The sequence below is a fragment of the Acidobacteriota bacterium genome (assembly GCA_012517875.1).
Taxonomy (GTDB): domain Bacteria; phylum Acidobacteriota; class JAAYUB01; order JAAYUB01; family JAAYUB01; genus JAAYUB01.
The window spans coordinates 1-14,097 of record JAAYUB010000139.1 but is presented as its reverse complement, the minus strand read 5'-3'; the positions used below and the strand labels follow the sequence as shown (position 1 = coordinate 14,097).

The following is a 14,097-nucleotide window of genomic DNA, read 5'->3' as shown; positions in this document are numbered from 1 at the left end:
GGACGGCGCCGGAGGCGTTGAAATCCGTCGGCGGCAGGTGTATCTTCAGACGATTCTCAGCCAATCCTGCAAAGGGGTGCTTACATGAAACAGGACCGCGTGACCGCCGGAATCGTGGCGCTCGCCTGGCTGGCGCTGGCCGCCGTGGCCTCAGCCCAGATCACGCCGCCGCGGATGGTCCGCACGCCGGACATCCACGGCGACCGCGTCGTCTTCAGCGCCGAGGGGGACCTGTGGCTCGGCTCCGTCGCCGCCGGCACCGCCGAGCGGCTCACCCTCCACGAGGCGGACGAGTACGGGCCGCGCTTCTCGCCTGACGGCGCGTGGATCGCCTTCACCGCCGGCTACGACGGCGGCCAGGACGTCTACGTCATGCCCGCCGCCGGCGGCGCGCCCCGCCGGCTCACCTTCGACCCGGCCGGCGCCGAGGCGGTGGATTGGACCCCCGACGGCGCGCGCATCCTGTTCCGCTCCCGCCGCGGCGTCCCCCTGGTGGGCTCCCGGCTCTACCTTGTGCTGGCTGCCGGCGGCCTGCCCGAGGCGCTGCCCATGGAGAAGGCGGCGCAGGGGGCGTTTGCCCCGGACGGCAACCGGCTCGCCTACTGCCCCATGGCCCTGGAGAGCCACCACTGGAAGCGGTACCGCGGCGGCATGGCCAACCACATCTGGATCGCCGACCTGAAGGCGAAGACCTTCCGACGGATCCACGACGACTCCATCAACGAGCAGTACCCGGTGTGGGCGGGCGAGGCGGTGTTCTACGTCTCGGAGAAGGACGGGCCGGCCAACCTGTGGCGCTGGGACGCGCGCAGCGGCGAGGCGGCCCGGGTGACCAGCCACGCCGACTACGACGTCAAGTCGCCCGCGGGCGACGGCCGGCGGATCGTCTACCAGCACGGCGACGGCCTGTGGGTCTACGACATCACCGCCGGTCGGGCGCAGCCGCTGAAGCTGGCCCTGGCGTCCGATCGCATCCACGCCCGGCCGGTCCGCGTGGCCGGCGCGCCGGGTGCGTTCGGCGTCGGGCCCACCGGCAAGCGCCTGGTGGCGGAAAGCCGCGGCCAGCTCTTTACCCTGCCGGCGGAAAACGGCGAAATCCGCGCCGTGGCGCCGTTGGCCGGCGCCCGCTCCAAGGAGCCGGCGTGGTCCCCTGACGGCAAGTGGATCGCATTCGTCTCCGACCGCAGCGGCGAGGAGAATCTCTGGCTCGCCCCGGCGGCCGGCGGCGGCGTAGCGGTCCAGCTCACCCGGATCGAGCAGCGGCGCCTGGCCGGCCCAGTCTGGTCGCCCGACAGCAAGCGACTGGCGTTCTGTGACAATTCGCTGGCCCTCCACGTCGTGGATGTGGAGAGCCACGCCGTGAGCGAGGTCGCCCGCGGCGAGTACGGCGGCGTCGGCGACTACCGGTTCGCCCCCGACGGCAAGTGGCTCGTATACGTGCGGCCGGAGAATCATTTTGTCCGCTCGCTCTATCTCTACAACCTGGAACGCAAGCAGGCCACGCGGCTCACGCACGCGCCCACGCGCGACCACGGACCCGTATTCGACGCCGAGGGAAAGTACCTCTTCTTTCTCACCGAGCGAAGCGTCACCCCGCAATGGGATTCCTTCGACTTCCAGATGAACCAGGACCGGACCACCAAGATCTACGTCATCACACTGGCTGCCGACACCCTGTCTCCGCTTCCGGTGGAAAGCGACGAGGAGCCGGGCGGTCCCACCGAGGAGAAGAGGGACGCCGCCGTGCCGCCTGACGGGGCCAAGCCCGAGGCCGCGGCCGGGGACAAACCGGCCGGTGACAAACCCGCCGGCGACATGCCTTCGGCCGACAAACCCGCTTGGCCTCCGAAGCTCCCCGACATGAAGGTGGACCTGGAGGGGATCGCCGGGCGGATCCTGGAGGTGCCGGTGCCCGCCGGGCGCTACGCCGGCCTTCAATCCATCGCCGGTAAACTCCTCTACCTGGCCCCCGAAGAGGACGAGGGGGACGCGGCCGGCGGGCCGTCCCAGCCGGCTTTCAAGCTGAAGGTGTACGACTTCAAGACCAGGAAGGTCACCGAAATGGCCGCGGGTGTGACGGGGTACGACCTGTCGTTCGACCGGAAGAAGGTGGCGCTCCGCACCCGGGCCGGCTTCCAGATCGTGGACGCCGGCGCCCCCGTCAAACCCGACGCCCCCAAGGTGAACACCGCTGCCTGGAGTTTCGAGGTGAATCCCGAACTGGAATGGCGGCAGATCTTCCTGGAGGCGTGGCGGGTGCACCGCGACACCTTCTACGACCCCGCCATGCACGGCCGGGACTGGGAGGCGATGCGCCGCAAGTACGAGGCGCTGCTGCCGGCGGTTGGCTGCCGCGACGAGCTCAACGAAGTCATCGGCGACATGCAGGCGGAGCTCAACGTCTCCCACGAATACGTGCGGGGAGGCTACAGCCGCCGCAGCGCCCCGCCCGCTCCCGGCATCGGCGCGCTGGGGGCGGAACTTGAATGGGACGCCGCCGGGAAGGCGTACCGGATCGTCCGGCTGTTCGAGGGCGACGGCTTCGGCGACGCGGCGCGCTCGCCGTTGCTCGCGCCCGGGCTCAAGGTGAAGGCGGGTGACTACATCCTCGCCGTCAACGGCCGGCCCCTGGCGCCGGACCAGGATCCGAACGCCCGGCTCGTCGGGTTGGGCGGCCAGCCGGTTCTCCTCCAGGTCAACGACAAGCCCGCCGTCGATGGCGCGCGCCAGGTCCGCGTCCAGGCAATGGCCAACGAGAATCAGGCGCGCTACTACGACTGGGTGGCCCGCAACCGGGACTACGTCCGGCGGCACGGCGGCGAAAATCTGGCCTACATCCACGTGCCCAACATGGGCAACTACGGCATGGCCGAGTTCGCCAAGCACTTCTACGCCAACCTGGACAAGGACGGTTTGGTGCTCGACGTGCGCTACAACGGCGGCGGCATCACCTCCGGCATGATCCTGGAGCGTCTGCGCCGGGTGATCTTCGAATACGACCAGGCCCGGTATGGCATACCGGAGCCGTACCACCGCACCGCCTACCTGGGCCGGGTGGTGCTGCTGTGCAACGAGCGCACCGGGTCCGACGGCGAGTACTTCAGCACCGGCTTCCGCTACATGGGGCTCGGACCCTCCGTGGGAACGCGCACCTGGGGCGGTTACATGGCGGTGGGTGGATTCGCCGCCATCGACGGCGGCATGGTATCCTGCCCGCAGCAGGGGAGCTTCACCCCCGAGGGGAAGTGGCTCCCCGACGGCTACGGCTTCAATCCGGACCACGTGGTGGAGGACGACCCGAACGCCTTCGTGGCCGGGCGGGACCCGCAGCTAGACACGGCCATCGCCCTGCTGAAGGAGGAGATTCGGAAGAACCCGCCCCGCTGGCCGAAGCGCCTGCCGCCGCCATCGGCGGAGAAGGCGTTCAAGTAAAGGCCCTGCGGGCCCGTTCCGGCGACCCGGAGGCGCCGTGACATGACTGACGTGTTCCCTGAAATGATCCGCTGCCTGCCCCGCGCGGACATCCCCATGCCGGGTGTCCGCGCCTATCTCTCCCAGGGCGAGGACATCCAGATCCTCTTCATGGAGTTCGCCGCGGATGCCGAGGTGCCGGAGCACGCCCACGCCGCCCAGTGGGGCGTCGTCGTGGCCGGCCGCATCGACCTCGTCATCGGCGGCGTGCCCCGCACGTTCGGTCCGGGCGACTCCTACACCATCCCCGCCGGGGTGCCCCACTCGGCGCGGATCCACGCCGGCTATGCCGACGTCACCTGTTTCGCCCAGCGGGACCGCTACCGCGCACGGCCGCCGGTGCAGTCGGATTAGCTCAACAGAAAGTCACTCGAGGAAATATCCCGGGCGCGTCTTGACCTGCACGGCGGGGCGGCGGGCCACCTCCACCGCCACGGCGTGCCACGCGCGCCCCGCGCCGGCCTTGGCCGGGGCGTAGTACGACAGGCTGTACAGGTTGCGCAGCTCCGCGGCCACCGTCCGATAGACCGCCTCCAGGTCCTCGAACCGCTGGACGGGGAACATCCGGCCGCCCGTGCTCTCGGCCAGGCCGGCGATCTGCCGGCGGGCAGTGCGGTAGACCACGCTCGACACGTTCCCCTCCTTGACCACCTGCTCGTACTCGGTGTCGATGTAGACGGGGAAGACGGTCACGTCGGCGGCAGCGACGCGGTCGCGCATCTCCTCGTACGACCACTTGGAGGTGTAGTCGTCGGGCCGCTGCAGGATGTTGTCCACGCCGTCGCTCATCACCACGATAACGTTGCGGCGCCCCTTGGTCTCCGCCATTTCGTCCAAAGCGTACCACATCGCCTCGTAGAACGCGGTGCCGCCGCCGCGGTTCTTGATGTCATCGATGCGCTGGCGGATGAGCCTGCGGTTCTCGGAGAATCCCGACACCAGCATGTAGCGGCTGGTGAAGGCGGCCACGGCGACGCGGTCGGCGGGGTTCAGCATGTCCACGAACCGGGCGGCCGCCTGCTTGATGACCTTGGTCATCTCCTTCGTGCTGCCGCTCAGGTCCAGGAGCAGGAGGAGGTTGAGCGGCGCGGTCTGCGGCTCGAAGTAGACGATCGGTTGCTCGGCGCCGTTATCGAGCACGCGGAAATCCTCGCGAACGAGGTCCGTCACCGCCGCCCCGTTGGCGTCGGCCACCTGGACGTTCAGGGTCACCAGCCGGGTGCTCACGCCGATCCGGAAACCGCCGACTGTCCCCGCCGCCGGGTCCGCGGCGGGCACAGCAGATGGGGCCTCCCGCTTCGCCGGACTTCCGTCTGCAGCCGTCGGTCTGGAGGTGGACTCCGCCGGGACGCCACTTGGCACGACGTCGGCTTGACGGCCGATCCGGGCCGGGTCGTCGGCGAACACGGTGACGCGGCCCGACCGGGTGCGCGCCATCACGGGCGTGCCGCCGCGGCCCAGCCGCCCATCGAGGAGCCCCCGCTGGGGCGTGCCGAAAAACTCCAGCGGCAGCCGCGCTTCCACCATCCCCTCGAGGCTGCGGAGCGACACGTCGGCGTCGGCGCCCGCGGGCAGGCCGCAGCGGACGTCGCCCGAGTCGGTCTCTACGGTGATCCCCCGCCCCACCCCGCGCACCGTGATGACGCCGGTGCGGCTCCGCGCCGCCACCTGCACCCCGATCGGAACCAGCAGCCGCAGATCCACGGCCGCGTCGCCGGCCAGTTCCGGCCGGGTCCAGACGTCCACCTCGCCGGCATCGCCCGGCTGGTCCAGCACGTCGGCCACCGGGTCCACCTCGGCGCCGTCGCGCCGCACCGCCAGGATGCGGATGTAGCCTTCGGTCCAGGTTTCCACCAGAATGTCACCGGCCAGGTTCTGTACGTGCACGAGCCGCACCGGCGTCTCGATGTCCCGCACCGGCTGCTCGGTGCGCGCCGCGCCGGCGGCCTGCGCCGGGCACAGGCCGGCGGCCAAGGCAAGAAACAACAGGATTAGCCGGATCGCCCGGTTGCATGTCTTTTGCCTCATGTCGTCCAGACACTCCTCTCCCCGGATCATAACCATAACATCAGCTTAATATACGCATCCCGCGCGGGAAAAGATGCGGCAATTTCTTCCGGGTACCTCGCGGCCTCCGGCCGCGGGTTCCAGCGGCCCGATCGCGGGGGATTTCGGGTAATCTGCGCGGCTGGTCAGTGGCAACGTTTGATCTTGCCGTGCCAATCTCGCGCACGGAGTGCGCGAGGCACTTGTTCCTGTTATGGCTGAACTCGCGTACGGCAGCAGCGCGAGGTACCCGATTTCAACTGAACAGGGCATCGATCATGGCGCCGGCAGTGCCAACGATCGCGGCGACCAGGTTCAGGACAATCAGCGTGAACAGCCTGATCGCGGTGATCCCTTGCCCCTGCCCGCGGACTCGGCGGAGCGCCAGGTAGATATAGCCCAAATAGACCGCCATGAACAACAGGGTGACGGGGATCGACTCACCGCTGCTGGTGGACATGACCGCCAGCGGCATCAGTCCAAGCAGGCAGCCGAAGCTGTTGATGTGCAGGGTCATCACCAGGTGCTGCGCCGTGAAGAGCCGGCGGCGTCGGTAGAGCAGGAACATGGCGGGACCCAGGCGCCCCAGGTCCAGGACCGTGCTGGCCGACTTGTGGGCCTCCACGTAGCGCGGATCCCGCTCGGCCACGAACTGCTGCCGGGTTTGGCCGGGGTCCCGGGCCTACCCGTCCACAAGTTGCAGGAGCTGGCTGTCCGCCGGCTGATGGGAAACCAGCCTGGCCAGATTGACCGGCTCATCGTGGTTGAGGAAAAGAAATGCGCCCGACGCGCCAGGCACAGGGGGATAGGCCGGATGTGGCGCTGCCGCCGACCGTCCAGGCAGTCCACGGTGAGCCGGCCGAGGTGAAAGAGGAGGTTCAGCAAGGTCCGGGGCAGCCTGCCGTCCAGCTCCTGCGTCTCCGCCACCAGCGTGCCCGCGACATGGCGCAGGCTCGTCGCGTCTGGGGGGATTCTCTTCTGGCCGCATGCCTGGCACGCCTGCCCCACAGCCGCCGCCTTGCAGTTGAGACAGGTAACGGCATCGATTTCAGAGGTCGCTTCCTGGCGCATGTCCATCTTCGGCCTACCGATGTGACAGTTTGTTCATTTGATTTGAATGAACTCGGGCAGAACGTCCCAATCTCTTACTCCCTCCCATCCTCCTCGTCCCTCACTGGTCACTGCTCACTCTTCACTTCCCGCCATCTTCCGCCTTGCGGCGAGCTCCAAAGTGCGTACATAATCTTTGTACTCGTGATGAAGCGCCTGCTGGAGGCTGGTGAGGCCGCTGTCGGTGTTCCCCTCCCAGCGGCGGCACAGGTACACCGGCTCGAAGATCCGGGCCACCGGCCAGATGCGGCTCAGGCCAAGGGCGGCGGCGTAGTCCTCGCCGTAGCTCACGTCGGGGAAGCCCACGCGGCGGAGCGCCGGCACGTGGTACGCCCGCGGCGCGCCGATCCCCTCCACCCGGAGCAGGTTGTTGTGGCCGTTGGCGGGCGTCCACTCGCGGTGGTCGATGACACCCGGCGGCAGTTCGTTGAGGTCGCGGTCCACCAGCCGGTAGCTCCCCACGGCAAGCGCGGCGCCGCCGGCGCGGAGGCCTTCCACCATGCGCTGCAGCGTGTCGGGCCCGGCGTAGAGGTCGTCGGAGTCGAGTTGCACCGCGTAGCGCCCGCAGAGCGGCGACTCGACCGCCAGCCCCCAGCAGCCGCCGATGCCCCGGCCGGGGAGCGGCGGGACCAGCCGGTGGACGTAGGCGTGGCGCCGCCGCGCCGCCTCCACGACGGCGCCGGTGCCGTCGGTGGAGTGGTTGTCCACCACCAGGACGTTGAAGGGGAAGTCCACCCGTTGGCTCGCGGCGCTTTCGACCGCCTCGCCGATGGTCCGTGCCCGGTTCCGCACCGGGATCACCACGCTCGCGAGCACCGGGAATTCCCCGGTGGGTGGCAACGGCGCCGCCGGCGGCGGCAGCCAGGCGCCGGTGCGGCGCAGGTGCTCCGTGAACACCGTTTCCAGTTCCGCCTGGCGGTCCCGGTGCTCGTGCATCAGGTACTCGAAGTGACGGTCGGTCGAGGGGCCGGCCGGCGGCCGCACGCGGTACAGCGGCTCCGGCACGCGGGCGACGGCGCCGGCGCGGGCCAGGCGCAGGCGCAGCTCCGCCAGACCGGACCAGCGCGTGGGAGCGAGCGGCCCCTCGGCGTCGAGTGCGGCCGCGACCGCCTTGCGCCGCCAGGCCGTCAGCGGCCCCCAGGGGAAGGTGTCACGGGCTGAACCGGGTTGGAACGGCGGTGCGAAAACCGTTTCCACGGCGCCGTCGGGCGCTTCGCGCCGCCAGTGGCTGTACAGGCACCCGGCGCCCAGATGCTCGAACGCGGCCACGAGCCGCTCCGGGAAGCCGGCTTCCGGGGCCGCGGCCACCGGCTCCTCCACCAGCGCCAGGTACTCGCCGGCCATGTCGCTGATGAGCCGCTCGAGTTCCCGGCCCGGGAGGAAAGCCGGTACCCGCCGGACGTCCGCCGGCACGCCGGGCGGCAGGCTCTCCGCGGCCTCAACCGGGACCAGGAGCGCCACGCGGGCCACCCACTCCCGCTCCGCCCACGCGGCGGCGGCCGCCGCCGCGGCGGCCGGATCGTCCACCCGGATGGCCACCGTCCACCGGTTCATACCGTCCCTCCGTTCGGTTCCGCCGGCCGCGGCAGCTCGGGCCACGGCCGGGCCAGGGTCACGCCGCTCATTCGGTTCGCCGCCAGGAACGTGGCCAGGGGCGTCCGCGCGACGCCGCCCGCCGAGCGAGCCGCGTGCACCAGCATGGGCCCACCGGCCTCGGCCAAGAGAATGCCAACGTGGAAATAGTCGAGCCCGCGGCGGGTGGAGACGAAGCATGCCAAGTCGCCGTCGCACACCACGCGGCGGAAGGTGGCGACGGCCTGCTTGGGCCAGCCCCGCACGGCGGCAGTCGCCGGCGGCAGGCCCGGCACTACCGCCAGGTGCCGCGTCCATTCCCGCGGCGTCCGTCCCGCCGGATGCGGCAGCGGCGCAACACGGCCCTCGGCCGCGTTCTCCTCGAGCCAGCGGGACATATAGTGCCGGCGCGACGCCCACGCCACCCGGCCGCCCGAGTAGCGGATGAGCCGCAGGTGGTCGAGGAACTCCGCCTCGTCCGCCGACCGCGCCAGCGCCATGACCGTCTCGAGGAACGTCACGCAGTCGAAGGCGTCCAGCGAGACGGTGAGCACCTCGGGCTGTCCCGGCCCGCCGCCGAGCGGCGCGGTGCGATACGGCGCGCCCGCCAGCGCGGCGCACAACCGGCGGATCCGCTCGCCGCAAGGCCGCTCCGCCGGTGCGGCGGCCAGCAGCGTTGCCAGTCGCTCCGGTTCATAGTCTGTCCGGATGTTCCAAGTCCCGGTATTCATTTTGGATTGCGCCCCCGGCCTTCGCCGGGTATCCCCATTCTAACACTTTTCTTGACTCGGTCGTTTCGTGTATAATGATGTTTCCTGGACCCCGCCCGCTCGTTTCCAATGGTGAGGTTGACGAACGCGACCGCCCCCTCCGGACGGGATTATTCTTTCCATGGAGGCTCGCATGAGCCGCAAGTACAAGCAAAAGGGCTATCAGGACGGCGATTCCGAACGGCCGGCCCGCCCGCGCCCCGCCGGTAACGGCGACCACGTCCGCGGCCGGGTGGAGACGCGCTACCGGCGGACCATCCGCTGCACCGAGTGCTCCGCCAACGTCCAGTTCATGGACGAGCTGAAGCCCACCGACACCTGCCGCAGCTGCAACGCCGACCTGCGCACCTGCCGCAATTGCAAGTTTTTCGACCCCGGCGCCCCCAACGAGTGCATGCAGCCGGTGACGCGGCGGATCGACGGCAAGAACGTCCGCAACGAGTGTCTGCAGTTCCGGCCCAAAATCCTCTTCGAGAAAGTTGTGGAGGAGCGGAAAGAGGGGCCCGTCAACGACGCCCGCAAGGCATTCGACGATTTGTTCAAGATCTGATATTCGCCGAACCCACCATGATGCGACATGGCGCGAGGCTCGGGACTCGAGGCTGGTTCCCCATCAATGACCGGCTGATTCGGCCGGCCGGGCCAAGGTGACCAGTATCGCCGCAGCCATGGCGACGGCGAAGGTGACACCCATGGCCGTGACGGACGCGTCCAGGCCGGTGGCGATCCAGACCACCGTGGTCACCAGGCCGGCGACCAGCGCGGTCACCACGCCGGCGCCGCGGAAGCGGTCCCAGTAAAACGACAGCAGCACCGCCGGCGCGAACGAGCAACCGATCCCGGCCCAGGCGTAGGACACGATGGTGTAGATCAGCTTTTCCGTCGTCAGGGCCATCACCAGTCCCAGTATGCCCACCGCCAGCGTCGCCGCGCGCGACACCATCAGCACCGTGCGGTCGGGCGCCCGCCCTCTTCGGACAATGCCCTGATAGACATCCTGGCTGATGGATGTGCCGGCGACGATGAGCATACTCTCGGCCGTGGACACCATGGCCGCCACCGCGCCGGCGAGCAGCACGCCGGCCAGCCACCAGGGGAACATCGTGGTGAGCACGTAGGGCAGAACCATCTCGGCGTCGGGCACCGCCTGGCGCCCGAACAGGGTCAGCGCCCCCAGGCCGATGCCCGCCGCTCCGGCGTATGCCAGCACCGTCCAGGTGATGGCAATGTTCCGGCCGATTCGCACCTGGCGGTCGTCCCGCATACCCATGAAACGGGCGTTGAGCTGGGGCTGGCCGCCCAGGTAGCCGAAGAACCAGGCGAAATGGTTGAAGATGATGAGCCCGCCGGCGAAGCCGGCCAGGCCGCCGGTCCACGAATCCATGCCCGCACCGGCTTCGACCAGCGCAGCCGGGATGCTCAGCCCCTGGCCGGCCACCTGGACGAGCAGCACCACCGGCGTCACGATCAGGGTGATGATCATCAGGACGGACTGGAAGACGTCCACGGCCACCACGCTGATGAATCCGCCGATGGTGGCGTAGAGCAGGATGACGGCCGCGCAGATGATCTGCCCGTAGAGGGGCTCCAGCCCGAAGGTGGTCTGGATGGTCTTGCCCGCCCCGGCGAATTGCGCGCCCACGTAGAACACGAAAAAGAAGACGATGATGAGCGTCGACAGCAACCGGATGGTGTTCGCCTTGTCGGGGAATTTGGCCGAGAAGTACTCGGGCATGGTCATGGCCCGGTACCGCTCCGATTCCGACCGAAACCTGGCTGCCAGCACGAGCCAGGCGGTGCTGATCCCCGTGAGACAGCCCACTCCCACCCAGATCGCCGACAGCCCCTTGGCGAACACCAGGCCGGTGAATCCGAGCAGCAGCCAGGCCGATTCGCCGGTGGCCCGCTCCGACAGCGCCAGCATCCAGCCGGGCAGCTTGGAGCCGCCCAAAACGAAATCCGCCTGCGATTTCGTGCGCGTGGCCTGCCACAGGCCCAACACCAGAGTCAGTACCAGGTAGCCGAGAAAAATCCAGACCATCTTCAGCGCTCCTTTGGACGGGGACAGAATGGGCCCAATGTACCGGAATCGCCCGCCGAAGGCAATCCCCTCCGCCGGTCTCTCCGTCCATCCCGCCTCTTCAAAACAGTTGACCGGATGGGTGGCGGCTGTTTTAACATGATCTGAACCGAACGTTAATTTCCGGCTGTAGCCGTTTCCCGATCCGTGGGGAACAGCCCGACGAAGGAGCCATCCCATGAAAACAGCGCGTTGGACTCTCATCCTGGCGCTCGCCGTCGCCATCGGCCCCGTCCTCCGAGCGGACACCGCTGCCCTGGAGGAACGGATCCGGCAGTTGGAGCAGCAGCTCGCCGCCCAGCAGGCCATGCTGGACCAGTTGAAGGCGGAGGTGCGGCAGCAGGCGGCCGGCCAGCCGCCGGCCGCTCCGGAGACTGCCCGAGCCGAAGCGGCGAAGGAACTGGCGGCCCACGGTCTGTCCCGGATCACATTCAGCGGCGATTCGCGCCTGCGATACGACAGCATCTTCTTCGACGAGGACGCCACGGCCGACCGCCAAGCCTTCCGTCTCCGTGCCCGCGTGAAGGTCGAAGCCGATCTGGGCCATGGCGTCAAGAGCGTCTTCCGGCTGGCTTCCGGGATGGCCAAGGCAGTGCCCGGCTGGGATTTCGGCGCCGATGCGATCTCCACCAACCAGACATTCACCGACAGTTTCGACGGCAAGGGCATCTGGCTCGATCAGGCTTACCTTGCCTGGACGCCGCCGGAATTCGGCCGGCACGTCACGCTCGCCGGCGGCAAATTTCAGAATCCCTGGATGTCCACCCCCATGGTCTGGGACACCGATGTCAATCCGGAAGGTTTTTACGAACAGTTCCGCTTCGCCGCCGACCCGGTCGAGGTGTTCGCCACCCTGGGCCAGACGGTCATCCGCGAAGTCAGCGACGGGGAGGACGCCTTCATGCTGGCCTACCAGGGCGGCCTGAAGTATGACACCGGCCCCGTACAGCTCGCCGGCGCCGTCAGTTTTTACGACTTTCACAACTACGCCGCCAACTTCAAGTACGCGAAAGGCAATTTCACCACCGTCGTCGACGGCGCGACCGTGCTGGACGCCGGCGATTTCAACATTGTCAACGCCCTGGTCCAGATCGATTACACGGGGTGGCGGCATCCGCTGATGGCCTTCGCGGACTACGGCGTCAATGTCGGCGCCAAGGGACCCCACGCGGACGAAAATACCGCCTGGAGCCTGGGCGGCCAAATCGGTCAGAACCGGAAAACCGGCCAATGGTCCCTGTTCTACCGCTACACCCACATCGACGCCAACGCCCTGGCGGGCGCTTACGTGGACAGCGACTTCGGCAACGCCAACCGGCAGGGTTCTCAGCTTACGTTCAAGTACAACTTCCAGGATCGCATCACCTTCGGGCCGACCCTCTACATCACCGACAACGTGTCGGGCTCCGACCGCTGGAACAGACTCCAATTCAACCTGGAGGCCAGTTTCTGACCGGCCGACCCTGTCATCGCACGCCGGGCAGTTTTTTAGAAACCAAAAGGACCGTCCGGGGTTGAACATGTCTTGGAGCCACGACCGGCGGGGGAACGGACTCCCAATCACCCGAAAGTTGCACGGGCGCCCGCTGGGCCTCGGCGGCGGTCGACGGATGCCGACGGATTTTCAGAACCTGCGGCCGCACTTTGCGCATCTTGATCTTTCCACATGTGATCCCGGACACACATTCGGGATTGAATCTGTCCGGTGCTGCAACTTTCCACATTGACCGGCGTAGAAAGCAGTTCGCATTCCATAAACGGGTTTTAAAATCATGAAACACGCGCTTCGTCACATTTCGATTGTCGGTCTGGCCGCTCTGGCCCTGCTCGCCGCCGGGTGTGGCAATCCGGCCGCCAACGGCACCAACGGCCGCCCCAGCGGCGCCAACGGCATTCGGCCCGGCGGCGCCGGCCCCACGGTCTCGGTCAAGGCGCAGCTGGCCGACCGCGGCGACGTGGCCACCTTCATCATGGCCTCCACCACGCTGGACGCCGTCCGCAGCGTCGACGTCTTCTCCAAGGCGACCGGCATCGCCGCCAGCGTCAACTTCGAGGAAGGCGACTACGTCGCCGCCGGCAAGGTGCTCATCAAGCTGGATGACCGGGAGATCCGCAACACGTACAACCAGAACGCCCTGGCCGTCAGCCAGGCCGAGATCGCCCTGTCACAGGCGAAGGTGCGCAAGGAGCAGGCCGCCAGCGATTACAAACGCAACGAGGAGCTCTTCCGGGAGAAGTTGGTCAGCACCCAAGAGTATGAAAAGTCCAAACTGGACGACGACTACTCCCAACTGGCCCTGGAGAACGCGGAGTTCGAACTGAAGGTGGCGCGGGAACGTTACGCCGCCGCCAAGATCCAGCTCGAAAACACCGAAATCCTCTCGCCCATCGACGGCGTCGTGAGCGAGCGGCTGGTGGAAACGGGCGACATGGTCAAGGCCAATGACAAGATCGCCGCGATGGCCGACCTGAACCTGCTGCTGGCCCGGGTGTTTGTCCCCGAGACCGAGCTGCACCGGCTCCGCGAGGGGCTCAGTGCCCGTATCGAGCCCGAATCGCTGCCCGACAAGCGCTTCTTCGGCACCGTCAAGCTCATCAGCCCAACCATCGACGCCGCCACCGGCACCGGCAAGGTGACCGTCGAGATCCGCGACGCCTCCCGGCAGCTCAAACCGGGCATGTTCGTCAACGTCTACCTGACCACCTCGGTGCACCAGGACGTGGTGCGCATCTACCGCAAGGCGATCTGGCACGAGAAAGAGGAGGATTGGGTCTTCATCATCGGCGAGGGAGACAAGGTGCAGAAGCGCAAGGTCACCCTGGGCTTCACCGAGGAGCCGTGGGTGGAGGTAACCAGCGGCCTGCAGCCGGGGGAGAAGGTGGTCACGGTAGGCCAGGACAGCCTGGACGAAGGGTTTGCCGTCCAGGTCGCGGCCATGGAAGGCGAGAGCCGCGAGGAGCAGATGGTCCGCGCCCAGCAGGCGGCGCAGCAGGCGGTCCGCAAGACCGCCGCCGTCCGCCCGCCCGCCGGCGGCCCGTCCGGAGCGG

General features: G+C 68.1%; 11 protein-coding genes. 5 read left to right on the top strand and 6 right to left on the bottom strand.

Annotated features, from left to right (window positions below; translation table 11 throughout):
* Window positions 1-84 precede the first annotated feature (84 nt).
* Together GX414_14100 and GX414_14095 are read left to right on the top strand one after the other, a co-directional pair.
* A complete protein-coding gene (locus GX414_14100; protein NLI48235.1) occupies window positions 85-3,432 on the top strand; it encodes a hypothetical protein in 3,348 nt (1,115 codons plus the stop codon).
* A gap of 42 nt (window positions 3,433-3,474) precedes the next feature.
* Window positions 3,475-3,825, top strand: coding sequence for a cupin domain-containing protein (locus GX414_14095; protein NLI48234.1), 351 nt, complete (start codon window positions 3,475-3,477; stop codon window positions 3,823-3,825).
* 12 nt (window positions 3,826-3,837) lie between these two features.
* Here the strand turns inward: GX414_14095 and GX414_14090 are convergent, their stop codons facing one another.
* From GX414_14090 to GX414_14070, 5 genes are all read right to left on the bottom strand, one after another.
* Entirely contained in the window at window positions 3,838-5,499 is a 1,662-nt protein-coding gene (locus tag GX414_14090; protein NLI48233.1) for a VWA domain-containing protein, read from the bottom strand.
* A gap of 274 nt (window positions 5,500-5,773) precedes the next feature.
* Window positions 5,774-6,085 carry a hypothetical protein gene (locus GX414_14085; GenBank protein ID NLI48232.1) on the bottom strand — a complete coding sequence of 104 codons (312 nt, stop codon included), beginning with the start codon at window positions 6,083-6,085 and terminating at the stop codon, window positions 5,774-5,776.
* A complete protein-coding gene (locus tag GX414_14080) occupies window positions 6,034-6,588 on the bottom strand; it encodes a DUF3667 domain-containing protein (protein NLI48231.1) in 555 nt (184 codons plus the stop codon). The genes GX414_14085 and GX414_14080 overlap by 52 nt, the downstream gene beginning before the upstream one ends.
* Window positions 6,589-6,702: 114 nt before the next feature.
* A complete protein-coding gene (locus GX414_14075; protein NLI48230.1) occupies window positions 6,703-8,181 on the bottom strand; it encodes a glycosyltransferase in 1,479 nt (492 codons plus the stop codon).
* The gene (locus GX414_14070) at window positions 8,178-8,930 is read right to left on the bottom strand and encodes a DUF1460 domain-containing protein (GenBank protein NLI48229.1); all 753 of its coding nucleotides are present in this window, start codon (window positions 8,928-8,930) and stop codon (window positions 8,178-8,180) included. The genes GX414_14075 and GX414_14070 overlap by 4 nt, the downstream gene beginning before the upstream one ends.
* Before the next feature lie 172 nt (window positions 8,931-9,102).
* Between GX414_14070 and GX414_14065 the strand changes: the two genes are divergently transcribed.
* Window positions 9,103-9,519, top strand: a complete 417-nt coding sequence (locus GX414_14065) for a hypothetical protein (protein ID NLI48228.1) — start codon at window positions 9,103-9,105, stop codon at window positions 9,517-9,519.
* A gap of 63 nt (window positions 9,520-9,582) precedes the next feature.
* Here GX414_14065 and GX414_14060 read toward each other — a convergent pair whose 3' ends face one another.
* Window positions 9,583-11,010, bottom strand: coding sequence for a sodium/proline symporter (locus GX414_14060; GenBank protein ID NLI48227.1), 1,428 nt, complete (start codon window positions 11,008-11,010; stop codon window positions 9,583-9,585).
* A gap of 217 nt (window positions 11,011-11,227) precedes the next feature.
* Between GX414_14060 and GX414_14055 the strand changes: the two genes are divergently transcribed.
* Together GX414_14055 and GX414_14050 are read left to right on the top strand one after the other, a co-directional pair.
* Complete coding sequence (locus tag GX414_14055; GenBank protein NLI48226.1) at window positions 11,228-12,502, top strand: hypothetical protein; 1,275 nt, start codon at window positions 11,228-11,230, stop codon at window positions 12,500-12,502.
* Between the two features lie 319 nt (window positions 12,503-12,821).
* Window positions 12,822-14,097: efflux RND transporter periplasmic adaptor subunit (locus GX414_14050; GenBank protein NLI48225.1), on the top strand; the 1,276-nt coding region annotated here is incomplete at its 3' end.

Excerpts from the sequence above, each read along its gene's own strand:
- GX414_14100 (NLI48235.1), top strand. The coding sequence starts at position 85 with ATGAAACAGGACCGCGTGACCGCCGGAATCGTGGCGCTCGCCTGGCTG.
- GX414_14095 (NLI48234.1), top strand. The coding sequence starts at position 3,475 with ATGACTGACGTGTTCCCTGAAATGATCCGCTGCCTGCCCCGCGCGGAC.
- GX414_14090 (NLI48233.1), bottom strand. The coding sequence starts at position 5,499 with ATGAGGCAAAAGACATGCAACCGGGCGATCCGGCTAATCCTGTTGTTT.
- GX414_14085 (NLI48232.1), bottom strand. The coding sequence starts at position 6,085 with ATGTTCCTGCTCTACCGACGCCGCCGGCTCTTCACGGCGCAGCACCTG.
- GX414_14080 (NLI48231.1), bottom strand. The coding sequence starts at position 6,588 with ATGCGCCAGGAAGCGACCTCTGAAATCGATGCCGTTACCTGTCTCAAC.
- GX414_14075 (NLI48230.1), bottom strand. The coding sequence starts at position 8,181 with ATGAACCGGTGGACGGTGGCCATCCGGGTGGACGATCCGGCCGCCGCG.
- GX414_14070 (NLI48229.1), bottom strand. The coding sequence starts at position 8,930 with ATGAATACCGGGACTTGGAACATCCGGACAGACTATGAACCGGAGCGA.
- GX414_14065 (NLI48228.1), top strand. The coding sequence starts at position 9,103 with ATGAGCCGCAAGTACAAGCAAAAGGGCTATCAGGACGGCGATTCCGAA.
- GX414_14060 (NLI48227.1), bottom strand. The coding sequence starts at position 11,010 with ATGGTCTGGATTTTTCTCGGCTACCTGGTACTGACTCTGGTGTTGGGC.
- GX414_14055 (NLI48226.1), top strand. The coding sequence starts at position 11,228 with ATGAAAACAGCGCGTTGGACTCTCATCCTGGCGCTCGCCGTCGCCATC.